The sequence below is a fragment of the Geobacillus sp. CX412 genome (genome assembly GCF_027942335.1).
Classification (GTDB): Bacteria; Bacillota; Bacilli; order Bacillales; family Anoxybacillaceae; genus Parageobacillus_B; species Parageobacillus_B toebii.
On record NZ_CP103461.1, the window covers coordinates 215,125 to 238,769 of the forward strand.

General features: G+C 46.5%; 20 protein-coding genes. 18 read left to right on the forward strand and 2 right to left on the reverse strand.

Features of this window, described 5'->3' with window-relative positions:
• Nucleotides 1–91 precede the first annotated feature (91 nt).
• The 13 genes from NXM86_RS01075 (at nucleotide 92) to NXM86_RS01135 (ending at nucleotide 15,554) form a co-directional block, all read left to right on the forward strand.
• Entirely contained in the window at nucleotides 92–3,163 is a 3,072-nt protein-coding gene (locus NXM86_RS01075; protein ID WP_015865216.1) for an efflux RND transporter permease subunit, read from the forward strand.
• Nucleotides 3,164–3,507: 344 nt separating this feature from the next.
• Nucleotides 3,508–4,449 carry an MTP-1 family protein gene (locus tag NXM86_RS01080; RefSeq protein ID WP_089098186.1) on the forward strand — a complete coding sequence of 314 codons (942 nt, stop codon included), beginning with the start codon at nucleotides 3,508–3,510 and terminating at the stop codon, nucleotides 4,447–4,449.
• 163 nt (nucleotides 4,450–4,612) lie between these two features.
• Entirely contained in the window at nucleotides 4,613–5,881 is a 1,269-nt protein-coding gene (locus NXM86_RS01085; protein WP_081188962.1) for a helix-turn-helix domain-containing protein, read from the forward strand.
• 264 nt (nucleotides 5,882–6,145) lie between these two features.
• A complete protein-coding gene (locus NXM86_RS01090) occupies nucleotides 6,146–7,375 on the forward strand; it encodes a Zn-dependent hydrolase (RefSeq protein ID WP_498958456.1) in 1,230 nt (409 codons plus the stop codon).
• 19 nt (nucleotides 7,376–7,394) lie between these two features.
• Complete coding sequence (locus NXM86_RS01095) at nucleotides 7,395–8,576, forward strand: M20 family metallopeptidase (RefSeq protein ID WP_498958979.1); 1,182 nt, start codon at nucleotides 7,395–7,397, stop codon at nucleotides 8,574–8,576.
• Nucleotides 8,577–8,685: 109 nt separating this feature from the next.
• Nucleotides 8,686–9,675 carry a LacI family DNA-binding transcriptional regulator gene (locus NXM86_RS01100; protein WP_328268726.1) on the forward strand — a complete coding sequence of 330 codons (990 nt, stop codon included), beginning with the start codon at nucleotides 8,686–8,688 and terminating at the stop codon, nucleotides 9,673–9,675.
• Nucleotides 9,672–10,568, forward strand: a complete 897-nt coding sequence (rbsK, locus tag NXM86_RS01105; RefSeq protein ID WP_498958457.1) for a ribokinase — start codon at nucleotides 9,672–9,674, stop codon at nucleotides 10,566–10,568. The genes NXM86_RS01100 and rbsK overlap by 4 nt, the downstream gene beginning before the upstream one ends.
• A complete protein-coding gene (rbsD, locus tag NXM86_RS01110; protein ID WP_062677118.1) occupies nucleotides 10,565–10,963 on the forward strand; it encodes a D-ribose pyranase in 399 nt (132 codons plus the stop codon). Before rbsK ends, rbsD begins: the two co-directional genes overlap by 4 nt.
• 32 nt (nucleotides 10,964–10,995) lie before the next feature.
• On the forward strand, nucleotides 10,996–12,492 hold the full coding sequence (locus NXM86_RS01115; RefSeq protein WP_062677119.1) for a sugar ABC transporter ATP-binding protein: 1,497 nt from the start codon (nucleotides 10,996–10,998) through the stop codon (nucleotides 12,490–12,492).
• A complete protein-coding gene (rbsC, locus tag NXM86_RS01120; RefSeq protein WP_498958459.1) occupies nucleotides 12,489–13,433 on the forward strand; it encodes a ribose ABC transporter permease in 945 nt (314 codons plus the stop codon). Before NXM86_RS01115 ends, rbsC begins: the two co-directional genes overlap by 4 nt.
• A gap of 35 nt (nucleotides 13,434–13,468) precedes the next feature.
• Nucleotides 13,469–14,407, forward strand: coding sequence for a ribose ABC transporter substrate-binding protein RbsB (rbsB, locus tag NXM86_RS01125; protein WP_062677120.1), 939 nt, complete (start codon nucleotides 13,469–13,471; stop codon nucleotides 14,405–14,407).
• Between the two features lie 94 nt (nucleotides 14,408–14,501).
• On the forward strand, nucleotides 14,502–14,945 hold the full coding sequence (locus NXM86_RS01130) for a VanZ family protein (RefSeq protein ID WP_498958462.1): 444 nt from the start codon (nucleotides 14,502–14,504) through the stop codon (nucleotides 14,943–14,945).
• Nucleotides 14,946–15,437: 492 nt separating this feature from the next.
• Entirely contained in the window at nucleotides 15,438–15,554 is a 117-nt protein-coding gene (locus tag NXM86_RS01135) for a DUF3789 domain-containing protein (RefSeq protein WP_015865203.1), read from the forward strand.
• 33 nt (nucleotides 15,555–15,587) lie between these two features.
• On the opposite strand, the gene NXM86_RS01140 is transcribed toward NXM86_RS01135, so the two are convergent.
• Nucleotides 15,588–16,571, reverse strand: coding sequence for a Gfo/Idh/MocA family protein (locus NXM86_RS01140; protein ID WP_498958464.1), 984 nt, complete (start codon nucleotides 16,569–16,571; stop codon nucleotides 15,588–15,590).
• A 35-nt stretch (nucleotides 16,572–16,606) separates the two neighbouring features.
• A complete protein-coding gene (gene gloA2, locus NXM86_RS01145) occupies nucleotides 16,607–16,993 on the reverse strand; it encodes an SMU1112c/YaeR family gloxylase I-like metalloprotein (RefSeq protein WP_062677123.1) in 387 nt (128 codons plus the stop codon).
• Nucleotides 16,994–17,335: 342 nt separating this feature from the next.
• Between gloA2 and NXM86_RS01150 the strand changes: the two genes are divergently transcribed.
• The 5 genes from NXM86_RS01150 (at nucleotide 17,336) to NXM86_RS01170 (ending at nucleotide 23,640) form a co-directional block, all read left to right on the forward strand.
• On the forward strand, nucleotides 17,336–18,532 hold the full coding sequence (locus NXM86_RS01150; RefSeq protein ID WP_498958466.1) for a dihydrolipoamide acetyltransferase family protein: 1,197 nt from the start codon (nucleotides 17,336–17,338) through the stop codon (nucleotides 18,530–18,532).
• A gap of 18 nt (nucleotides 18,533–18,550) precedes the next feature.
• Nucleotides 18,551–19,633, forward strand: a complete 1,083-nt coding sequence (gene pdhA, locus NXM86_RS01155) for a pyruvate dehydrogenase (acetyl-transferring) E1 component subunit alpha (protein ID WP_171698758.1) — start codon at nucleotides 18,551–18,553, stop codon at nucleotides 19,631–19,633.
• A 1-nt stretch (nucleotide 19,634) separates the two neighbouring features.
• Complete coding sequence (locus NXM86_RS01160) at nucleotides 19,635–20,612, forward strand: alpha-ketoacid dehydrogenase subunit beta (protein WP_081188953.1); 978 nt, start codon at nucleotides 19,635–19,637, stop codon at nucleotides 20,610–20,612.
• 21 nt (nucleotides 20,613–20,633) lie between these two features.
• A complete protein-coding gene (locus NXM86_RS01165) occupies nucleotides 20,634–21,998 on the forward strand; it encodes an FAD-binding oxidoreductase (RefSeq protein WP_498958468.1) in 1,365 nt (454 codons plus the stop codon).
• Nucleotides 21,999–22,203: 205 nt separating this feature from the next.
• A complete protein-coding gene (locus NXM86_RS01170) occupies nucleotides 22,204–23,640 on the forward strand; it encodes a glycoside hydrolase family 1 protein (RefSeq protein WP_498958470.1) in 1,437 nt (478 codons plus the stop codon).
• The last annotated feature ends 5 nt before the right edge of the window (nucleotides 23,641–23,645 follow it).

Below are 23,645 nucleotides of genomic sequence, written 5' to 3' on the forward strand. Positions count from 1 at the left end.
TTCGCCGCCATGGATGAGGACGGCGCGAATGGGAGTGGTGGATGCGGCTTATAGAAGAAAACTTTTTTGTTTACATAAGAGGGGGAAGACGATGAAAATCAGCGACTTTTCGATACGAAGACCGGTTTTTACGCTCGTTTCGATGATTTTAGTGTTGATTTTAGGAGCGGTATCACTGTTCAATATCCCGATGAAGCTGATCCCGGATATTAATCCGCCAGTCGGGGTGGTCGTGACGAGCTATCCGGGGGCGGGACCGAAAGAAGTGCTTGAGAAAGTCACGAAGCCGCTGGAGGCGAATTTGTCGACATTGCCTGGGCTAAAGTCGATCACATCGACATCGCAGGAAGGTTCTAATTTGATTTTGCTGGAGTTTTCGTGGTCGACATCGATTGATGATGTGCAAAACGATGTATTGCAGCGGATCGATCAGACGGCGCTTCCGGATGATGTCAACAAGCCGCGGTTTTTGAAGTTTGACCCGTCACAGTTCCCGATTATTCAGCTAACATTAACATCGAAGAAAGGGAACGAGGAACTTTTAAAACAATTAGCGGATCAGCTGCGAGCAGAGCTGACGAAGGTAGAAGGGGTCGCCAGTGTGAATGTTTCCGGCACGTTGACGAAAAACGTGCGGGTGCTGTTGGACCAGGAGAAATTAAAAACGTATAAGCTGAGCCAGCAAGATATTGCCAACTTTATCTCCGCCAACGATATTTCGCTTCCAGGCGAGACGGTCGTGATCGATGATAAGCAGTTAACGACCCGGATTATCAGCACGATCGACTCCGTTGATACGTTAAAACAGCTCGTTGTCACGGTGAATCCGCTCAACGGCGAAAAAGTTCGTTTGCAAGATATCGCCGATATTGCGATTGTGCCGGAAAAAGAAGATACGATTACGCGCACGAACGAGAAGCCTTCTGTATTATTAAGCGTGCTGCAAAAAGCGGATGCCAATACAGCAGAAGTGTCGAAAGCGTTCCAAAAACGCTTGAACGAATTGTTGGATACGAAAAAATTTTCGGCGGTTCATGCGGATGTTTTGTTTGACCAAGGCGATTTTATTCAGCGGACGATTCAGAACATTTTTCAATCGCTCGTTCTTGGCGGAGTATTCGCGATGCTGGTGCTGTTTTTATTCTTGCGCAGTGCAAAAAGCCCGCTTATTATCGGCATCGCGATTCCGTATTCGGTCATCGTGACGTTTGTGTTAATGTATTTTGCTGATTTTACGTTAAACATGATGACGCTTGGCGGTCTTGCGCTCGGTATCGGAATGCTCGTCGATAACTCGATTGTCGTGATCGAAAATATTTACCGCCATTTATCAATGGGGAAAGATCCGAAACAAGCGGCAAGAGACGGGGTAAAAGAAGTCGGCGCTGCGATCACTGCGTCCACGTTGACAACGGTGGCCGTGTTTGTACCAGTCGTTTTCATTACGGGATTAATCGGCGATTTGTTTACCGAATTTGCGTTAACGATTTCGTTTAGCTTGCTTGCGTCGTTGTTCGTGGCATTGACGGTCGTGCCGATGCTGGCGAGCCGCTGGTTAAAACCGCCTCGCGAAAACATCGAGGAAAAACGCCAGTCTTCGCGCATGCTTGTCGGTCTGGACAAGATGGTGAGATGGTCGCTGCGCCATCGGATCATTGTGTTGGTGATTGCGATCGGTACGTTAGCTTTCGGGTTATTTGGCGTGACGAAAGTCGGCATGCAGTTTTTGCCGAATACGGATGAAGGCTTTTTCTCCATCCGCGTGAACCTTGCCAACGGCAGCGCCCTCCGCGAAACGGAAAAGGTTGTTTCTGCCATTGAAGACGAGTTGAAAAAAGTAAAAGAAATTGATGCGTATGTCAGCTTAATCGGCTCGACGCAGGAGCAGGCGTTCCGCGGTACATCGCAAAGCAATGTTGCTGAGATATATGTGAAAATGAAAGACTTGGACGAGCGAGACCGTTCCGTATTTGACGTTGTCGATGACATAAAGAACGATATGGAACAGGCAGCGAAAAAAGCGAATCAAACGGCGGAAGTATCGATCAACTTGCAATCGACTGCAGGAAGTACGCCGAATACGCTTGTGTTCAGCGTGAAAGATACGAATGAAGCGCGGCTGGAAAAAGCGGTGGAAAAAATATACGACCGCTTAAGCAAACTCGATGAAGTGAACGAACTGACGACCGATATTTCGGAAACGGTCGACGAAATTCAAATCAAAGTCGATCGCGAAAAAGCGCTCGCGCAAGGGTTTACTCCAGCGCAAGTGGCGACGATGGTCAACGATATGACACGCGGTGTGACGGCGACACGCATGCTTGATAAAGAGTCGAATTTGTACAATGTTAACGTCGAATACGACGAATCGGTGAAAAACTCGGTCGACAATTTGAAAAAACTGCTGATCAAAAAGCAAGACGGCACATTTATTCCGCTTGGCGACATCGCGGATATTACGATCGGGAAAAGCCCGGTTCAAATTCATCGCATCGACGAGCAATACGCCGTTCAGTTTACATTAAAATACAAAAACACGACGAATTTAGGGGAGATGTCCGCGATTGTCGATAAAGAAATCGCGAAATTGCATCTTCCGGAAGAGACGGAAATCGTCTTTGGCGGCGACCGCGAATTGTTAGAATCGGCGTTGGGTGATTTGCTGCTTGCCTTTGCCTTAGCGATTACGTTCGTGTACCTTGTCATGGCGGCGCAATTTGAATCGTTGAAATATCCGTTTGTCATTATGTTCACCGTGCCGCTGATGGCCATCGGTGTCGCGCTTGGCTTAATGGCAACGAAAACGCCAGTTAGCGTTATGGCGATTATCGGCGTCATCGTGCTTGCGGGTATCGTCGTCAACAACGCGATCGTGATTGTTGATTACATTAATCAAATGAAAGAAAAAGGTTTGGCGAGCTACGATGCGATTGTCACATCGGTGAAATTGCGCGTCCGTCCGATTTTGATGACGGCCTTGACAACGATTTTAGGGTTGCTGCCGCTGGCGTTTGGCATTGGCGAAGGAGCGGAAATGAACCAGCCATTGGCCATCACCGTCATCGGCGGCTTAATTAGCAGCACCTTTTTGACATTGTTCGTCATCCCTGTCGTATACAGTTTGTTTGATAAGGAAACGAGAAAAATGAAGCATAGCGGTTAAAGAAAACGATCTCCCAGCCTCGATTGGGAGGTCGTTTTTTATGGAAACGTACAAAGGAATTTCATATTATATGAAGAAAGAATTGTAATACATTTCCGTTTTGCACTCCGCAAAGTGCTACTTGCTTAGAAAAAGCGGAGATATTACTATATATTTTTGGATCGTTTGTTCAAAAGAAAATATGGCATGATGCGGTTTTTTCGCTAGCACCTTACTTGATTCTTGATGCCAACTTGTTAATATATCTAATAAACATAAACATCTTCATGCACCAGACTTTGCAACTGACTTAGCATCCAGATGAAGCATTATATAGATTTGGGAGGAGTTTTAGGAGGAGTTTTATGTTATCGAAGAAGGCCAATGTCAAAACTTGCGAGATGCTATTAAAAGAGTTTGAGCAAGGGCCGAAGCCGTTTAGTCCGGAGAAGTTAGTTTTTACAGGAGTGGGAGAACGGGATGTATATAATATCTCGGCACCGTTTGAAGACGAAGGAGAATTTGTTATCGCTGGTCGAGTAGAGCCAAGAGATAGCGAGCATTCGGAAGTGTATTTCTTTGTGAACCGTGGAGAAGAATGGGTGCCAAAGGAAGGAGCGCCAGTATTCACGCTCCAAGACCCGTTTGTTTCGAGAATTCGCGGGGAATTGATCTTCGGTGGAGTACAAACTTTTCCACATCCATCCATAGAAGGCACCTTAGGTTGGAGAACGATTTTTTACAAAGGGAAGAATATCTCTAGTTTAAAAGAATTTGCAAAAGGCCCAGATGGGATGAAAGATATTCGATTGATTGAGTTAAAAGATGGATCAGTTGGTGTGTTTACACGTCCGCAAGGGGAAAAAGGCGGACGAGGGAAAATAGGTTTTACACGAATCGATTCATTAGATGAGTTGACAGTGGAGATCATGGAAGAGGCTCCTCTTTTGGATAATCAGTTCGTAGATGACGAATGGGGAGGAGTCAATGAACTTCACTTGCTTTCGAATGGACTTGTTGGTGTTCTTGGGCATATTGCTCGTTTCGGTGAAGATGGCAAACGCCACTATTATCCGATGGTATTTGTGTTGAATCCGGATACAATGGAGCTTTCCGATATCGAATTAATTGCGACAAGATCACATTTTTTGGAAGGTCCTGCGAAACGCCCAGACCTCGTTGATGTGGTATTTAGCGGCGGGTTAATTCGGAAGGAGGATGGCACTGCGGATTTTTACGCGGGAGTTAGCGACGCGGAAGCACAAAAAATTACCGTTGTCGATCCATTTGTGAAATACGAAAGATAGGAGATGGCTGTGAACATTTTGCCAAAACTAGGTTCGCCTAGTTTTGGCATTTTTTTATACCAAATTCGCATCAGTAAATTTAGAAATTTTATATGTTTTTGCGATAGAAAGCGAGCGCTTTTTGGTAGAATGATAATATAGAACAAAGAAGTGGAGTGATAGAATGAAATCGGATAAAAACGCCCCATATTCTCGCAGAAGTGGGAAGGGGAACATTGTTTCCATACAAACCGCAGTGGATCAACAATTAACGGAATGCATGCATGATTTATTATGGTATGCGACCGAAGAATATGCGGATGAGTTGTTAAAAACCATCGGCGATCCAAGAGAATGGGAACAACATGGGGAAATCGGAGAGGCGATTAGTTTTTTTATAGCAAATTGGACTATTTTTTGCGTTCCAGTGACGCCGCGGGGCGAAACGATCATTGAGCGATATGTAAAGTGGAGAGGTTCGTTATGGCGGCCTTCCACTCGCTCCATTCTTGCGTCATGGATTGGAGCGGCGCCGTCTTTTGATATAGTGGTAGAGCTTCAAGGAGAACGGCGTTTCGTCGTTCAAGATGTGTTGACATTGGAAAAACGAGTCGTGCGCATTTTTGACAGTGAGCCATTGCCGCAAGTGCAAATAGGAGATTTGCTAATGGGGATTATAGTGCCTGCCGGAGAGGAATACACGTATTTTACTGCATTTTTTTCATTTCCAAATATGATCGCCCATGAAATTGCATGTTCGCTAAAAGAGGATTGGGAAGCATACGGACCGGAAGATGCGCGTGCATTTTTGCGGACATCCTTTCCAAGCGCGTGGATGACGGCCGTTCGTATGCTCGTGTCATTCATAGCCGATCCGTTCGAATGGGAACATCCGAATTACGCAGCGGTGGTTTATGAATTAGAAAAGAAAATGCCGCAAAGTATGAATTTGAATATGGCAAAAGCGATTTGGCATGAATATTGTGATACCTGCCAACCTGTTATTCGCAGCGTTCCTTTGCATGCGGCTGCTTTGCATTATTTTGTTTGTCGGATTTTGCGCGGCGAGGCAGTAACACAGACGGATTTGGCGCATCTTTATGGCGTTTCCGCAAGCAGTATTTCCAAGAAAGTGAATGAGATGATGGATTATATGACAGATCATCTCCTATCGGAAGATTTCGAAGAGGACGATGATTTCATCGAGGAATGGGATGATGACGAGTATTGGGATGAGGAAGAGCCATACCCTGTTAGCGAACTTGTGGAGTCGATGCTTGATAAACTTGTAAAAACAGGATATATATTTGGAAAAGAACAGAATCGGCAGGAGTTAAATCAGCTTGTTAATGAAGCGGTACGTGAGTTTTTCGAAGTGGAGGAAAATAAAATATACGATCGCAAAGAAATTCGCGCCATCGCCGAAAAGGTCATCGCTGATTTACTGGACTGAAGAATGGGTTGCATGCGCAAACGTTATTTGACAACAAAGGGGATTTTGCGGCTCTGAAAAGAGAAGGGAATTAAGGACGATTATTCAAAACATTGCAAGCAACATTCGTTGACGAAACGAATTCATATCCGCACGGATGCCCAAGAAACATTTACTTTGATAGCGGACATGCCATTGGTTCGCTATTTTTTTATAAATGGAATTATTCATGGTCATAACCGACATTCATCCGTGAATAGTAATCGTAGTGAAGGGGGAAGCGAAGTGATTAATGCAGATCGGCTTTGGAATCGGCTGATGGAATTAGGCGAGATTGGAAAACAGCCATCAGGCGGGGTTACTCGTTTATCGTTTACAAAAGAGGAACGTGCCGCAAAGGAGAAGGTGGCTTCGTATATGAAGGAAGCGGGGCTTACTGTGTATGAGGATGCGGTTGGAAATTTGATTGGACGTAAAGAAGGAAAGGAAAAAGATGCGCCTGTCGTACTGGTCGGTTCGCACATTGACTCCGTCTATAACGGAGGAATGTTTGACGGTCCGCTCGGAGTGCTTTCCGCGGTGGAAGTGTTACAAACGATGAACGAACGAGGGGTGGAAACGAAGCATCCGATTGAAGTCGTTGCCTTTACCGATGAAGAAGGAGCACGCTTTAGTTTCGGAATGATCGGAAGCCGCGGAATGGCGGGAACGTTGTCGGAGGAAGAGTTAGTTCATCAAGACAAAAATGGGGTTTCGATTGCCGAAGCGATGAAAGAAGCAGGGCTTAACCCTAGTGAAATCGGCAAAGCAGCGCGCCGAAAAGGATCGGTAAAAGCATATGTCGAGCTGCATATCGAACAAGGCCGTGTGCTGGAAGAAGCGAATCTTCCCGTCGGAATTGTCACAGGGATCGCCGGGCTTGTATGGGTCAAATTTACGGTAGAAGGAAAAGCGGAACACGCCGGGGCAACGCCAATGCCAATTCGCCGCGATCCGCTTGTTGCGGCGGCACAGATCATCCAAATGATCGAGCAAGAGGCGAAAAAGACAGGAACTACCGTGGGGACCGTTGGGCAAATGAAAGTATTCCCCGGAGGAATTAACATCATTCCAGCAAAAGTCGAATTTTCCTTGGATTTGCGGGATATTGATGCGACAGTGCGAGATCACGTATTACAATCGATTATCGAACAAGCGCAAAAGATTGGCAAAGAGCGAAACGTACTAGTTAACGTTGAGCTATTGCAGGAGATGCCTCCGGTATTATGTTCGGAACTTGTGCAAAACGCAGCGAAAGAGGCATGCGGGCAGCTTGGTTTGGATATTTTCTCCCTTCCGAGCGGTGCTTCCCATGACGGAGTACAGCTAGCTAGGCTTTGCCCGATTGGGATGATTTTTGTTCGTTCAAAAGATGGGGTTAGCCATAATCCAAAGGAATGGAGTTCGAAAGAGGATTGTGCGGCTGGGGCGAACGTATTGTACCATACCGTATTGCGTTTAGCGATGGGAGAATGAGGAGAAGGGGGAAGAAATGATGGCAAACACGGAAATTAAACAGCTTGTCGATGAAATCAAAGAAGAAATCATCGCATGGAGGCGGCATTTGCATGCAAATCCGGAGCTATCGTTTCACGAAGAAAAAACGGCGCAATTTGTTTATGAAACATTGCAATCGTTTGGGAATTTAAAGATTTCGCGCCCGACAAAAACGAGTGTCATGGCGCGGTTAATCGGGGACGAGCCGGGAAAAGTGGTGGCCATTCGCGCGGATATGGACGCATTGCCGATTCAAGAGGAAAATACGTTTGAGTTTGCTTCGAAAAATCCAGGCGTGATGCATGCGTGTGGGCATGATGGTCATACGGCGATGCTTTTGGGAACGGCGAAAATTCTTTCGCGGCTTCGTCATCAAATCAAAGGAGAAGTCCGCTTTCTTTTCCAACATGCCGAAGAGATATATCCAGGCGGCGCAGAGGAAATGGTGCAGGCGGGCGTGATGGATGGGGTGGATGTCGTCATTGGCACCCATCTTTGGTCCCCATTAGAAATTGGCAAGATTGGCATTGTGTATGGTCCGATGATGGCTTCCCCAGATCGCTTTTTCATTCGGATTCATGGAAAAGGCGGGCATGCTGCTTTGCCGCACCAAACGATTGATTCGATCGCGATCGGCGCGCAAGTGGTGACGAACTTGCAGCATATCGTATCGCGCAACACAGATCCGCTTGAGCCTCTCGTCGTATCGGTGACGCAATTTATTGGCGGAACGACGCACAACGTGATTCCAGGAAGCGTCGAAATTCAAGGAACGGTGCGCAGTTTTGATAAAACGCTTCGTCAAAATGTGCCAAAATTAATGGAACGGATCATAAAAGGCATTACTGAAGCACACGGCGCAACATACGAATTTAAATATGAATTCGGCTATCGTCCAGTTATTAATGATGAGAAAGTGACCCGTGTCATTGAGGAAACGGTGCGGGAAGTATTTGGCGAAGAAGCGATTGATCATATAAAGCCAAATATGGGCGGAGAAGACTTTTCGGCATTCCAGCAAAAAGCACCAGGAAGCTTCTTCTATGTCGGCGCTGGAAATAAAGAAAAAGGTATTGTATATCCGCATCACCATCCGCGTTTTACGATCGATGAAGATGCGTTAGAAATTGGCGTGCGCTTGTTTGTCCATGCGGCGTTTAAATTATTGGCGGAAGCGTGATGGCGCTTCCGGTTCATTTTTTTATTTAAGATTTAAATGACTCTTGTTATATTTCTATTTTTGTTTTATACTATATGTAACCGGTTACATATATAAGGTGGAAAAAAATATGGCAACAATTAGAGATGTGGCAAAGTTAGCAGGTGTATCTGTGGCGACTGTTTCGCGCGTGTTAAATCAAAATGGTTATGTGAATGAAGAAACCGAAAAGCGCGTGAGACAGGCGATGAAAGAATTAAATTATAAACCGAGTGAAGTGGCGCGGGCGCTGTTTAAAAAGACATCGAAAACAATCGGGTTAATCGTGCCAGATATAACAAACCCGTTTTTTCCAGAACTTGTCCGCGCTGTGGAAGATGTGATGAATATTTATGATTACACCGTGATTTTGTGTAATTCGGATGAAAAAACAGATAAAGAAAAAGAATATATAGAAGTGCTAAAGCAAAAATATGTTGACGGTATTATTTTGACGACTAATCAGCTGCAACTAGATGAAGTATCGGAATGGGATATCCCCGTGGTGGTGCTAGACCGTCCCCTAAGTCGCAGCTATCCGTCAGTGATTGCTGATAATTATGGAGGAGCGCGGCTAGCGACAAAACATTTATACGATATTGGGTGCCGCAAAATTGCTCATATCCAAGGACCACCTCATGTTGTGAACGCGATAGAGCGCTTTCGCGGCTATCGAGATGAAATGATGGAGAGGGGACTTTGGGACGAGAGGCTGATTATTTCTGGAAACTATCAGCTAAAGCAGGCGAAAGAAGCGGTGATCGAAGCATTAAATAAATACGATATCGACGGCATTTTTGCCGGAAATGACGCGATGGCGGTGGGAGCGCTGAAAGCGGTTCAACAGCTAGGGCTGCGGGTTCCAGATGACATTGCGATTATTGGATATGACGGCATTCCGCTGACGGAAATGACGACACCGGAACTATCGACCATTTCCCAACCGATTTATGAGATGGGCGCAATAGCCGCAAGAATTTTAATCAAAAAGATAGAAGGAAAACCGCTTGAGAAGCTTCATTATGTGCTTCCGGTTGAACTAGTGGTACGACAATCGACGCGTAGGGGGGAAGGAAAATGACAAAACCAGTGATTACTGTAGTCGGCAGTATCAACATGGACCTTGTGACGATCGCTTCCCGCTTTCCATCACAAGGAGAGACGATTTTAGGGGAGGAGTTTCATCTCATTCCTGGCGGGAAAGGAGCAAACCAAGCGGTGGCGGCCGCGCGGCTTGGCGCGGATGTGCATATGATTGGCGCAGTCGGGAAGGATGCGTTTGGAACGGAGCTGCTTCGCTCATTGGAGCGGGAAGGTGTTCATATCGATAATGTGAAACCGGTTACAGATAAAGGGACCGGCATTGCTTCGATTTCGATTTCGGAACAAGATAACCGAATTATCGTTGTTCCGGGGGCAAACCATGCGCTTCATCCAGAAGACATCGATCGATGCGAAGAAATGATTGCCAAAAGTGACGTATGTGTACTCCAGCTGGAAATTCCGCTTTCCGTTGTAGAAAGAGCCGCTTTTTTAGCGAAAAAGCATGGAGTGCGCGTCATTTTAAATCCTGCGCCAGCGCAGCCGCTGCCTCAGAAGCTTATAGAGCAAGTCGATTTTCTTACGCCAAACGAACATGAACGGGATATTATTTTCGAACAAGTCGATGCGGACGCGTTTGCCGATAAAGTGATTGTCACGGAAGGGGCGCGCGGCGTGACGATTCGGAAAGATGGAAAACAGATGCTCATACCAGGCTTTCGCGTTCCGGTCGTGGATACGACAGGAGCGGGAGATACATTCAACGGCGCGCTGGCGGTCGCGTTAAGCAAAGGAATGAGTTTAGAAGAAGCTTGTCTGTTCGCCAACGCAGCGGCGGCGCTATCAGTGACAAAGCTAGGCGCGCAAGGCGGAATGCCGACTGAAGAGGAAGTGGAGAAATTTTTGCAGGAAAAGGAAGGGTGTTCATCATGAAAAAACGGGGCATTCTGAATAAAGAATTAAGCACGTTATTGGCTTCTCTCGGTCATACCGATACGATTGTCATCGCAGACTGCGGCCTGCCGATTCCAAATGAGTCAGCCCGCATTGATTTATCACTGGTGAAGGGGTTTCCACCATTTTTATCGGTGCTGGATGCGATTTTAGAAGAGTTAGAAGTGGAAGCGTTCACATTGGCGGAAGAAATCAAAATAGAAAACCCCGTTATGTATGAAAACATTCAGCAAAGATTGGCCAGTGTTCCGATGCAATTTGTTCCACACGAACAGTTTAAAGAGATGACCAAATCCGCGAAAGCAGTCATTCGTACAGGGGAAGCGACACCTTACGCCAATATTATTCTTCGCTCCGGTGTGAACTTTTCGTAGTGTTCATTTTCAAAAAAGGAGGGGAGAGAGCGATGACCAAACCGTTTATTGTGATGCGGGGCATTAAAAAAGCGTTCCACCAGCATGTCGTCTTAAATGGCGTTGATTTTGAAGTACTTACCGGTGAAGTGCACGCGCTCATGGGCGAAAACGGCGCCGGAAAATCGACGTTAATGAAAGTATTAACCGGCATTTATGAGCGAGATGCCGGGACGGTCTTGGTGGATGGCCGAGAAGTGCATTATCGCCATCCAAAGGAAGCGGAACGTGATGGGATTTCTGTCATTCATCAGGAACTCACCATTATTCCTACATTGACGGTAGCGGAAAATATTTTCCTAGGGCGCGAAAGCACCATCGGCCGTACAGGAATCATTCGTAGTAAAGACATGGAAAAGCAGGCGAAAGTTTATTTGGAAAAACTCGGCATCGATATTGATCCGAATGAGTTGGCAGGCAATTTGTCGGTAGGAAAACAGCAAATTGTCGAGATTGCAAGGGCGCTTTCTACAAACGCCAAATGTTTGATTATGGACGAGCCGACCGCCGCGTTGACGGAGCGGGAAATTCAAACGTTGTTTGAAGTCATTCGCACCTTAAAGCAGCAAGGAGTTGCGATCATTTATATTTCGCATCGCATGGAGGAAATTTTCACGATTTGCGACCGCATTTCTGTACTCCGAGACGGACAGTTTATCGGCATGAAGCGCATCGCCGAGACAAACTTTGATGAGATTGTTCACATGATGGTTGGTCGGCAAATTGGAGAGCGTTTTCCAAAACGAAATGCGGTCATTGGCGAAGAACGGATGCGCGTGGAAGGCTTGACACAGGAAGGCGTCTTTGAAAATGTTTCGTTTTCGGTGCGCGCTGGTGAAATTCTCGGTGTGGCCGGATTGATGGGATCAGGACGCACCGAAATAATGGAAGCGATTTTTGGAGCGAGAAAAACGAACGCGGGAACGATTTATATTGACGGCCAACCAGTTCGGATTACATCGCCGCGACAAGCGATTGAGCGCGGCATCGCAATGATTACAGAAGATCGCAAACAAAAAGGGCTCATTTTAAATATGAGTGTGCGGGAAAATTTAACACTTCCAAAATCAGAACAATTGGCGAAAGCCGGTGTTATTCAAACGACGAAAGAGCGGGAGTTAGTTTCAACGTTAATTAAGAAACTAAATATTAAAACGGCGTCTCCAGAATTAGAGGTAAAAGCGTTAAGCGGAGGGAACCAGCAAAAAGTCGTATTCGGAAAATGGCTGGCAATGGAGCCGCGCATTCTCATTTTAGATGAACCAACGCGCGGGGTTGATGTTGGCGCCAAAAAAGAAATTTATGAAATTATGAATGAACTGACGGCTCAAGGGGTCGCCATTATTATGGTATCGTCTGAGCTCCCGGAAGTACTTGGGATGAGCGACCGAATTATGGTCGTCCATGAAGGGAAAGTTCGTGCTATTTTGGAGAATGAAGGAATTGATCAAGAAACGATTATGCGCGCGGCAACAGGGGGGAACGCATGATGGAAAACAAACGGAATTTTGATATAAAAAAACTTGGTCCGCTTATCGGCTTCTTTTTGTTGTGTATTGTGCTGTCGATATTGAGTGACAGTTTCCTAACGGTCAATAACTGGATGAACGTTTTACGCCAAGTGTCGATTAACGCGTTAATCGCGTTTGGTATGACATTCGTTATTTTAACGGGAGGCATCGATTTATCTGTCGGTTCTGTGTTAGCGCTTTCAAGTGCGATTACTGCCGGAATGATGGCAAGTGGAATGAACGGCTTTACCGCGATCATCATCGGATTGCTTGCGGGGTTTTTCATGGGAGCAATCAATGGTATTGTGATTACGAAAGGACGCGTTGCTCCGTTTATCGCGACATTGGCAACGATGACGATGTTTCGTGGATTAACTCTTGTTTATACAGATGGTCGTCCTATAACTGGTTTTGCCTCGGACGATATTTTGTTTCAAATGATGGGACGCGGGTATTTTCTCGGCATTCCTGTTCCGGTTGTGTTTATGATTGTCGTGTATGTGGCATTATATTTTGTATTAAAGAAAACGACGTTTGGCCGCCATACGTATGCGATTGGCGGAAATGAGGAAGCGAGCCGTTTATCCGGAATTCGCGTCGATCGCCTAAAAATTTGGATTTATTCTTTAACCGGCGGATTATCCGCATTAGCCGGAATCATTTTAACCTCTCGCTTAAACTCGGCGCAGCCAACGGCGGGAACAGCGTATGAATTAGATGCGATTGCTGCTGTGGTGCTTGGAGGAACAAGCTTATCGGGTGGCCGTGGCTGGATTTTCGGAACGTTGGTTGGCGCGCTCATTATTGGTGTATTGAACAACGGGCTGAACTTATTGAATGTATCTTCATTTTATCAGCAAGTCATTAAAGGGTTAGTCATTCTTCTTGCGGTGCTCCTTGATCGCCGCAAAGAAGCTTGATGAATAAAACATTATACAAGGAAAGGAAGAGAGCAATGAAAAAGTTAGCTAGCATGTTGTTGGCGTTTTTGTTGGTTATTGGTGTCTTAGCAGGTTGTTCGTTAGATAACGGCACAACCGGCGACAAAAAAGAAGAAGCAAAGAAAGACGGAAACATGAAAATTGGTTTATCGATTTCAACGTTAAATAACCCATTCTTTGTGACGTTAAAAGAAGGTGCTGAAAAGGCGGCGAAAGAAGAAGGTGCGGAATTAATCGTTGTCGATGCGCAAAACGATTCTGCGAAGCAAATTAATGATATCGAAGATTTGATTCAGCAAGATGTTGATTTGATTTTAGTGAATCCAACTGATTCCAGTGCGGTGACATCGGCAATTGAATCGGCTAACAGCGCGAATATTCCTGTAATCACGGTGGACCGCAGCGCAGATGGAGGGAAAGTAGTTACCCACATTGCTTCCGATAACGTTGCAGGCGGAAAAATGGCAGGAGAATTTATCGTTGAACAATTAAAAAATGGCGGCAACATTGTAGAGCTTGAGGGTATCCCTGGTTCGTCTGCCGCGCGTGAACGTGGGGAAGGATTCCATCAAATCATCGATAAAGCGTCCAATATAAAAGTCGTAGCGAAACAAGCGGCTGATTTCGACCGCGCCAAAGGATTATCCGTCATGGAAAACATTTTACAAAGCCATAAGGACATTCAAGCTGTATTTGCTCACAATGATGAAATGGCGCTAGGGGCATTAGAAGCGTTAGAGGCGCGCGGTATGAAAGATGTAATCGTCGTTGGCTTTGACGCAACGGAAGACGCGGTGAAGGCGGTTAAAGAAGGAAAAATGGCGGCAACTGTTGCTCAAAAGCCAGAACTTATTGGAGAGAACGCAGTAAAAACAGCGTTGAAAGTATTAAAGGGAGAAAAAGTGGATAAATTTATTCCTGTTCCATTGGAGTTAGTAAAAGGAAATAAATAATCGATTGATTTGCCTTCTGTCCATGTACGGGCAGAAGGTATTTTTTATTGCCATGGCTTCATAAAGATAGTAAGGTAAATAACAGGTGATGTGTATGAAAGGAAAAATCCAACGCTGGAGCCTTGTCGTGATCTGGTGTATCGTCATTTATTCCTTTAGTGAATCTTCGCTGTTTACCGGTGAAAATACGAAGCGCATATTAGAAGCGGTGTTGTCGTATTTGCCATTTGGCCATGACGGGGGTGATGCGTCGTCTCCGTTAAATTTTATTGTTCGGAAGCTGGCGCATTTAACCGAGTTTGGCATACTGGCGGTGCTTGTTTGGCGGGCGCTTGAACGAGGGCGTATGGCGTATGTTGGCGCATGGGTCTTTGCGACGGTGTACGCGATGACGGATGAGTGGCATCAATCGTTTGAGCCGGGGCGCACCGCTGCGCCGACAGATGTGGCGATCGACTCGTGCGGAGCGTTCCTTGCCTTGCTTTTTGTCCGTTTGTATATGTATTGGAAAAGGAAAAAGAAGGATGTTTCCGTATAGATTGTTGCTGAAAAATGTGGATGATGGATTACAAGAAGTCGCCATTTAGACGATTTGACTTGAAATGGGCAAAAAAACAGCATTTGATGAACGAGTCAAACAAATGCTTATTTCTGCTTGTCGAATATAACAACTTGAGAAGTGTTTAGGGGATGAGCAATCGAACTAATGGCTAACTCCGTGCCCAGATATCTTTATTTTTTCTTGTGTTTTTTGCCTAATAGAGCCGTTGCGATGGCACTAAAGAAGTTGCCTAAAGCTTCGATTAAAGCTTCGATCATTTTAGCAAAAAACACCTCCTACCTTAATATCCCTTTATTTACCACATATAACAATACTATAGAAAAACTATGAAAAACGACAATCTTTGTGAAAAGATCGAAAAAGAATATACCGTCGTCATATCGCGGCCTCTCCCAAGTATCGTTTTTGGCAAATATGGAAACAATGATAAAAGCAAGTTTGCTAGAATCAAAGAGGGGAGAGGTCTTTATGTTTGCTTTTATCGCCGGAGTATTCGTGGGGTCATTGGTGATGCTTGTTGTCATGAGCATGATGTTTGTCGCCAAACAGGCAGATGAGCATAGCGCCAATTGGCAGAAGAAATGAGAAAGCTTCCTGCAGACATGCAGGAAGCTGTTTTTACTCGTCAGCAGGAAACAGGATTCCCGTTTGTTTGCGGGCCTCTTCCATCAAGGCAATCGTCAGCAACGAATGCTCATGTGAATTGATTTCGGATTCGCGTTTTCCGTTTTTGATCAGCTCGATAAATTCCTTCGCTTCATAATACATCGGAGGCTGTTCTTGCGGGACGGTAATATCTTCTATGCGCCCGTCGCGGTAGCGAATTTCCACTTTTGTCGGCGTATGGATCGCATCGATCAGAATGCTTCCTTCTTCCCCTTGAATTTCCGATGGAAGATAAGAGTTGGTGATTTTTGAGTACATCACCATCGCATCCATGTCGCCGTAATCAAAAATAATGCTTCCTTCTCCGTCAACGCCGGATTCGAGTTTCAAGCTATTTGCTTGGAGGCGATGCGGTTTTCCGAATAAGACGACCATCGGGTAAATGCAATAGACGCCGATATCCATTAGTGAGCCGTTGGAAAAGGCGGGATTGAACGCGTTCAAAATCGTTCCTTGTTTGTACGCATCATAGCGGGATGAATATTGGCAGTAGCTGGCGAAATAGCGGCGTATTTTCCCGATTTTATGTAAATGTTCGCGAATCGTTAGAAAGTTCGGAAGAAGCGTCGTTTTCATCGCTTCCATCAAGACGACATCATTTCGGCGCGCCGCATCAATCATCGCTTTGACTTCTTTTGTATTCGATGCCATCGGCTTTTCGCATAGCACATGTTTGCCGTGATTCATAAGCAAAATCGCCTGTTCGGCGTGCAAAGAATTTGGGCTTGCGATATAGACGGCATCGATGTCTTTGCTTTTCGCCAGTTCCTCAAGGTTTGTAAACGTCTGTTTGGCACCTGTTTTCGCCGCAAATTCCTTCGCTTTTTCTTCCGTCCGCGAATATACCGCGGTTAATGTGAAGTCTTCTACTTTTCTTGCCGCTTCAATAAATGCTTCCGTAATCCAGTTCGTTCCGATCGTGGCAAATCGAATCATGGCGGTCCCTCCTTATTTGTCGTAACTATACCATTTTATCGTTCATACAGCTCAATCGGCAACTCATCGGGGTCGCGGAAAAACGTGAACCGTTTCCCTGTAACTGGGTCGATCCGGATCGGTTCGGTAGCGACGCCTTGCGTTTGTAAGTATGCGACAGCTTCATCGATATCGTCAACTTCCAAGGCAAGATGGCGCAGCCCGCACGCTTCCGGATAGCTTGGCCGCTTTGGCGGATTTTCAAAGGAAAACAGCTCAATTTGTGTATGTTCGCCGACTTGCAAATCTAATTTATACGAATTTCGTTCTTTTCGATATTGCTCGTGAATAATGTTGAAACCGAGGATATTCGTATAAAAATGTTTCGACCGTTCGTAGTCGGAACAAATAATCGCGATATGGTGAATGCGGGTGAATTGCATAAGCTCCTCCTTTAGCAAGGCAAATGAATTTCTACTAGAAGTGACATTATTTTTTAAAAATAAAAAATCCAATTCTGCATGAATATTGACGTGGAATAATATGTATATTATCATAAAAATCAATAGATAATAATATTCAAAATATTCATATATTTATATTTTACTCATAAAACATCACCTCTAAAAATTCAACATTTTTGAAAACGCTTACCAACCTGATTTTTTCGTTCACCAATTATTGATTCCTCACGAATAGCAGCTCAAGAATGTCTACATCCTGTTTTGCCCACATATTATGATACTACACTATTTTTCTATGAAACAGAAAAGGAGAAGGTACATATGCGCTACGAATTCAAATTGCCAGACATCGGAGAAGGGCTGCATGAAGCGGAGATTGTGCGTTGGTTTATTCAAGAAGGAGACGAAGTTTCTGTCGATCAGCCGATTGCGGAAATTCAAACAGATAAGGCGATAGTGGAAATGACGACACCAGTGGCGGGAAAAGTAGTAGCGCTTGCCGGGCCGGAGGGAGCAACGGTAAAAGTCGGCGAACCGCTTATCATCGTTGACCAGCAAAAAGCCGCTGATCATGAAGAAGCAGCCGTAGAATCTAAGCCGGCGCAACGGAAAAAACGGGTGATTGCCGCCCCGTCGGTAAGAAAAAGGGCAAGGGAAATGGGCGTTCCGATTGAAGAAGTAGAAGGAACCGGAGAAGGCGGAAGAGTGACGCTTGCCGATTTAGAGCGATATGTAAAAGAGCGCGAGTCCGCGTCGGCGGCAGTGGCACCAGCGCTGGAAGCTGCCGAGACGACGACGGTTCATAAGCAAACGGTAAACGAAGAACGCATCCCGATTCGCGGGCTGCGGAAAAAAATCGCCGAAAAAATGGTGAAATCAGCATACACCGCTCCACATGTGACGGGGATGGATGAAATCGATGTGACGAAACTGGTGGAGATCCGTACAGGTCTTGTGAAACAGTTGGAGACGGAGTCGGTCAAACTGACATATTTGCCGTTTGTCATTAAAGCAGTGACGCGTGCGCTAAAAGAACATCCAATATTTAATGCAACAATAGATGAAGAAACAAACGAAATCGTGCTAAAGAAAGAATACCATATCGGCATTGCCACGGCGACGAAAGAAGGGCTTGTCGTCCCGGTGATTAAGCATGCCGACCAAAAATCGATTCGCGAGCTGGCGATCGAGCTTGCCGAGCTTTCGGAAAAAGCGCATCGCCATACGCTGCGTGTCGATGAGTTGCAAGGAAGCACGTTTACGATCACAAGCACCGGGGCAAACGGCGGCTGGTTTGCGACACCGATTATTAACTATCCGGAAGTGGCGATTTTAGGCGTTCACTCGATTAAGCGAAAACCGGCCGTAATTGGCGATGAGATTGTCATTCGCGATATGATGGGGATGTCGCTCACGTTTGATCATCGCGTCATTGACGGGGAACCGGCAGGCCGGTTTATGAGAACGGTAGCGCAAATTTTAGAACATCCAGAGCAGCTCCTGTTAGATGTTCGGTAAGCGAAGGGGGAGGAAACGATGTTTGATCAAAACCAATTGCCGTTTGATATGGTACAGCTATTGGATGAAAACGGGAACGGGGATGAGGAAGCATTACAACAATTTTCCGATGAATTTCTCGTCACACTATATAAATGGATGCGAAAAGCAAGAGTCATTGATGAACGTTTGTTAAAAATGCAGCGGCAAGGGCGGATCGGTACATACGCGCCATTCAGCGGGCAGGAAGCGGCGCAAATCGGCAGCGTGCTCGCGCTTGAGAAAGAGGACTGGATTTTTCCAAGCTACCGGGAAATCGCTGCTTGTTTGGCGCATGGGCTGCCTCTTACGCAAATTTTTCATTACGTGAGAGGCCATGTGCTTGGCGGCAGAACGCCGGAGCATTTAAACATTTTCCCGATTCAAATCATTATTGGCGCGCAGACGCTTCATGCGACAGGGTGCGCATGGGCGGCAAAACTGAAAGGAGAAAAGCAAGTATCCGTCTGTTATTTCGGCGATGGCGCGACATCAGAAGGCGATTTCCATGAAGCGATGAACTTTGCGTCTGTTTATCAAGTTCCAGTCATTTTTTTCTGCCAAAACAACCAATACGCCATCAGCGTTCCGGTGCATAAGCAAACGGCAAGCCGGACGATCGCGCAAAAAGCGATCGCATACGGAATGAAAGGCGTGCTTGTCGACGGCAACGATGCGCTTGCCGTGTACAAAACGATGAAAGAGGCGGTCGATTCGGCGCGAAACGGCGAAGGACCGATGCTAATTGAGGCGCTGACGTATCGACTGGGGCCGCATACGACATCGGATGACCCGACAAAATATCGAAGCGCGGAAGAAGCGGAACAGTGGAGACGGAAGAAAGATCCGCTTCATCGCTTGCGGGTGCTGTTAGAAAAACGCGGGCTTTGGACGGAAGAAAAAGAAGAAGCATGGGTAGCGCAAGCAAACGACGAAATCACGGCGGCGTATGAAGAAGCGGTGGCGGCGGAGACAGGATCGATCGTCGATGTATTTGACTACGTGTACGGTAAGCCAAGCAAGCTCTTACAAGAGCAGCAACAAGAAGCAGCAAGGAGAAAGCAAGGGAAAGAGGTGAAATAACATGGCGGAAAAGACGATGATTCAGGCGATTAATGAAGCGATATGGCAAGAAATGGAACGCGATGAGCGCGTGATCGTACTAGGAGAAGATGTCGGGAAAAATGGCGGCGTGTTTCGCGCGACAGATGGATTGTTAGAACAATTTGGGGACCGCCGTGTATTTGATACGCCGCTTGCCGAATCAGGCATTATCGGCACATCGATCGGACTGGCGGTGAACGGATTCCGCCCGATTGCGGAAATTCAGTTTCTCGGCTTTGTCTATCAGGCGATGGATCAGCTTGCGGCGCAGGCAGCGCGCCTTCGTTTTCGCTCGGCAGGACGGTTTACATGCCCGCTTGTCGTACGAAGTCCATACGGCGGAGGAGTGCGCACGCCGGAGCTTCATTCCGATGCGCTGGAGGCGCTGTTTACGCATTCACCTGGTTTGAAGATTGTCATGCCATCGAACGCCTATGACGCAAAAGGGCTGCTTATTTCAGCGATTCGCGATGAAGACCCCGTTTTATTTTTAGAGCCGATGAAATTATACCGCGCCTTGCGCATGGAAGTGCCGGATGAGCCGTACGAAATTCCGCTTGGAAAAGCGCGTGTCGTCAAAGAAGGGGAAGATGTGACGATCATTTCGTGGGGTGCGACCGTTCCGCTTGTTGCGAAACTGGCGGTAGAGATGAAGTCGCAAGGAATTGACGCGGAAGTAATTGACCTTCGCTGCCTGCAGCCATTAGATATCGATACCATCGTGGGGTCGGTAGAAAAGACAGGACGGGTGATGATTGTCCATGAAGCGGTCAAAACGAACGGGTTCGGCGCGGAAATTGCCGCATTGATTAGCGAACGGGCCTTGTTTACGCTATCGGCGCCAATCGTGCGTGTGACCGGCTATGATACACCGTATCCGGTGCCGTCGGTCGAAGATGATTGGCTGCCGAACGCCGCTCGCATTTTCGAAGGGGTACAAATGTTAATGCGATATTAATAAGCACGAAAGGGGATCGCGATGGGACTTTATGAAGATTTATTAGAACGGATTGGTGACCGTGAACGGGTGACGGTGAACGAAACAGTTCTTGAACAGCATAGCAAAGGGATGGCCTATCACGAACCGAGAAAGCCGGATGTCGTCGTCTTTCCAAGAACGGCGGCGGAAGTGAGCGCGGTGTTGTCTTATGCGAATGAGCGGCGCATACCGGTTACTCCATTTGGAGCAGGAACCAGTCTAGAAGGACATATTATTCCTGTTCAAGGCGGCATCACACTCAACCTTACGATGATGAATAATATTATTGACATTCGCCCCGACGATTTTTTGGCCATCGTCGAGCCAGGGGTAACGCGGATGCAGCTGAATCAAGCATTGAAAAAACATGGACTGTTTTTCCCGGTTGATCCGGGAGCGGACGCAACGATCGGTGGGATGGCGTCAACGAACGCCAGTGGTACAAACAGCGTCAAATACGGAGTCATGCGCGATCAAGTGCTAGGCCTTGAAGTCGTGCTCGCCGATGGGAAAATCGTTCATACCGGCGGAATGGCGGTGAAATCATCGGCAGGTTATGACTTAACGGGGCTGTTTGTCGGTTCGGAAGGAACGCTGGGTGTATTTACGAAGATTATTGTCCGTCTTCAGGGCATTCCGGAAGCGACGAATGCGATTAAAGTAAGCTTTCCTACGTTGGCGGAGGCAGCGCAGGCTGCAGCGTCAATTTTAAAAGCGGGCGTGTCTCCGGGGAAAATAGAGCTTGTGGATGAGCAAACGATTCAAGCGGTCAATCAATACAAACAGACAGACTATCCAGCGGCGCCGACGTTATTTATCGAACTAAGCGGCAGCGCATCAAGCGTAAAAGACGGAACAGAGCTTGTCAAAGAGTTGTGTGTTGCGGAAAACGCGGTTTCGTTTGAAATGGAAGAGGATTCTGTCGCGCGCGCCAAATTGTGGGAAGCCCGGCATCACGCGGCATTTGCCATTCAAGCGGCATATCCAGGAAAAGTGATGTTATCGACCGATGTATGTGTGCCGATTTCCAAAATGCCGGCAGCGATTGCCGAAACGCGGAAGCTTGTCGATGAATATGGCATGACGGCCGCGATTCTCGGCCATGTCGGCGACGGCAACTACCATACCATTCTTGCTTTTGATCCGGCGGATAAGGAAGAAGTAAAGCGCGTCGAAGAAGTGAACGCCCGCATCGTCCGCTATGCTTTATCCCATGGCGGCACATGCACAGGAGAACACGGCATCGGCATCGGAAAGCGTCATTTCTTATATGAAGAACATCGCGATTCGGTTCCGCTGATGAAAGGGATTAAACAGATGTTTGATCCGAACGGCATTATGAATCCGGGGAAAATTTTCTTATAATGATCATGCTTTTGCCCCGCTCATTGGCTTATAGCGGGGAATTTTTTTGTCTGTTGGCAGGGAAAATAAAGTAACGGCCTGTTACCTATATGAAACAAATTATTTTCGTGTTGTGTGCATTACTGAATTTCGTCGATCTATTTACTTTTTAATGGGAAACGCGTTTATTTTAGTAGGGAAGGATGAAGAAAAGGAGGAGCAAGAGATGGAACATCGACAATTACGCCCATTCCCCGACGGCTTTTTATGGGGATCTGCTTCGGCAGCGTATCAAGTCGAAGGGGCATGGAATGAAGACGGAAAAGGGCCATCGGTTTGGGATGTGTTTGCCAAACAGCCAGGCAGAACGTTTAAAGGAACGAACGGTGATGTCGCTGTTGATCATTACCACCGCTATAAAGAAGATGTGGCGTTAATGGCAGAAATGGGGCTAAAGGCATATCGCTTTTCTGTCGCATGGAGCCGCATTTTCCCAAATGGGAAAGGGAAAATCAATGAAAAAGGATTGCAGTTTTACGACAATCTGATCAATGAACTGTTAGCACACAACATTGAACCGATTATCACGTTGTATCATTGGGATGTCCCGCAAGCGTTAATGGATGAGTATGGAGCGTGGGAGTCGCGGCAAATTATCGATGATTTTCACAACTATGCGGTAACGTTATTTCAACGTTTTGGCGACCGCGTGAAATATTGGGTGACGCTCAATGAACAAAATCTTTTCATCACATTCGGCTATCGGTTAGGGTTGCATCCGCCGGGAGTCAAAGATATGAAACGGATGTATGAGGCGAACCATATTGCCAACCTAGCAAACGCCAAAGTAATTCAAGCGTTTCGCCATTATGTGCCAGACGGCAAAATTGGTCCAAGCTTCGCCTACTCGCCGATGTATCCATACGATTGCCGTCCGGAAAATGTGCTGGCATGGGAAAATGCAGAAGAATTCCAAAACCATTGGTGGATGGACGTGTACGCTTGGGGCACGTATCCGCAAACCGCTTGGAACTATCTTGAACAACATGGGTTGGCGCCAACGATACAAGCCGGCGATATGGAATTATTGAAAGCAGGGAGACCGGATTTTATGGGCGTCAACTATTATCGATCACAAACGGTCCAATACAATCCGCTTGACGGCGTTGGCGAAGGAGTGATGAACACGACCGGAAAGAAAGGGACGTCGACGGAAAGCGGAATTCCTGGGCTATTTAAAATCGTTCGCAACCCGTATTTAGAGGCGACGAATTGGGATTGGGAAATTGACCCGATCGGGCTTCACATCGGATTGCGCCGCATCGCCAACCGCTACGGGCTGCCTGTTTTCATTACCGAAAACGGCCTCGGTGAGTTTGACAAGCTCGAAGAAGGCGATATCGTCAACGATGATTACCGCATTGACTATCTACGCCGCCATATTCAAGAAATCCAGCGGGCGATTACCGACGGTGTGAAAGTGATTGGCTATTGTACATGGTCGTTTACTGACCTTCTCAGCTGGTTGAATGGTTATCAAAAGCGGTACGGTTTTGTGTATGTGAACCGTGACGACGAGTCGGAAAAAGATTTACGCCGCATTAAAAAGAAAAGCTTTTATTGGTACAAACAAGTAATTGAATCCAATGGACAACAGCTGTAATCGCT

What these genes read in the sequence shown, in the direction of transcription:
- NXM86_RS01140 (WP_498958464.1), bottom strand. Translation starts at nt 16,571, where the DNA reads ATGATTCGATTTGCCACGATCGGAACGAACTGGATTACGGAAGCATTT.
- NXM86_RS01095 (WP_498958979.1), top strand. Translation starts at nt 7,395, where the DNA reads ATGGCAAACACGGAAATTAAACAGCTTGTCGATGAAATCAAAGAAGAA.
- rbsB (WP_062677120.1), top strand. Translation starts at nt 13,469, where the DNA reads ATGAAAAAGTTAGCTAGCATGTTGTTGGCGTTTTTGTTGGTTATTGGT.
- rbsK (WP_498958457.1), top strand. Translation starts at nt 9,672, where the DNA reads ATGACAAAACCAGTGATTACTGTAGTCGGCAGTATCAACATGGACCTT.
- NXM86_RS01165 (WP_498958468.1), top strand. Translation starts at nt 20,634, where the DNA reads ATGGGACTTTATGAAGATTTATTAGAACGGATTGGTGACCGTGAACGG.
- NXM86_RS01150 (WP_498958466.1), top strand. Translation starts at nt 17,336, where the DNA reads ATGCGCTACGAATTCAAATTGCCAGACATCGGAGAAGGGCTGCATGAA.
- NXM86_RS01170 (WP_498958470.1), top strand. Translation starts at nt 22,204, where the DNA reads ATGGAACATCGACAATTACGCCCATTCCCCGACGGCTTTTTATGGGGA.
- NXM86_RS01080 (WP_089098186.1), top strand. Translation starts at nt 3,508, where the DNA reads ATGTTATCGAAGAAGGCCAATGTCAAAACTTGCGAGATGCTATTAAAA.
- NXM86_RS01085 (WP_081188962.1), top strand. Translation starts at nt 4,613, where the DNA reads ATGAAATCGGATAAAAACGCCCCATATTCTCGCAGAAGTGGGAAGGGG.
- NXM86_RS01075 (WP_015865216.1), top strand. Translation starts at nt 92, where the DNA reads ATGAAAATCAGCGACTTTTCGATACGAAGACCGGTTTTTACGCTCGTT.
- rbsD (WP_062677118.1), top strand. Translation starts at nt 10,565, where the DNA reads ATGAAAAAACGGGGCATTCTGAATAAAGAATTAAGCACGTTATTGGCT.
- rbsC (WP_498958459.1), top strand. Translation starts at nt 12,489, where the DNA reads ATGATGGAAAACAAACGGAATTTTGATATAAAAAAACTTGGTCCGCTT.
- NXM86_RS01100 (WP_328268726.1), top strand. Translation starts at nt 8,686, where the DNA reads ATGGCAACAATTAGAGATGTGGCAAAGTTAGCAGGTGTATCTGTGGCG.
- NXM86_RS01115 (WP_062677119.1), top strand. Translation starts at nt 10,996, where the DNA reads ATGACCAAACCGTTTATTGTGATGCGGGGCATTAAAAAAGCGTTCCAC.
- NXM86_RS01160 (WP_081188953.1), top strand. Translation starts at nt 19,635, where the DNA reads ATGGCGGAAAAGACGATGATTCAGGCGATTAATGAAGCGATATGGCAA.
- NXM86_RS01135 (WP_015865203.1), top strand. Translation starts at nt 15,438, where the DNA reads ATGTTTGCTTTTATCGCCGGAGTATTCGTGGGGTCATTGGTGATGCTT.
- pdhA (WP_171698758.1), top strand. Translation starts at nt 18,551, where the DNA reads ATGTTTGATCAAAACCAATTGCCGTTTGATATGGTACAGCTATTGGAT.
- gloA2 (WP_062677123.1), bottom strand. Translation starts at nt 16,993, where the DNA reads ATGCAATTCACCCGCATTCACCATATCGCGATTATTTGTTCCGACTAC.
- NXM86_RS01130 (WP_498958462.1), top strand. Translation starts at nt 14,502, where the DNA reads ATGAAAGGAAAAATCCAACGCTGGAGCCTTGTCGTGATCTGGTGTATC.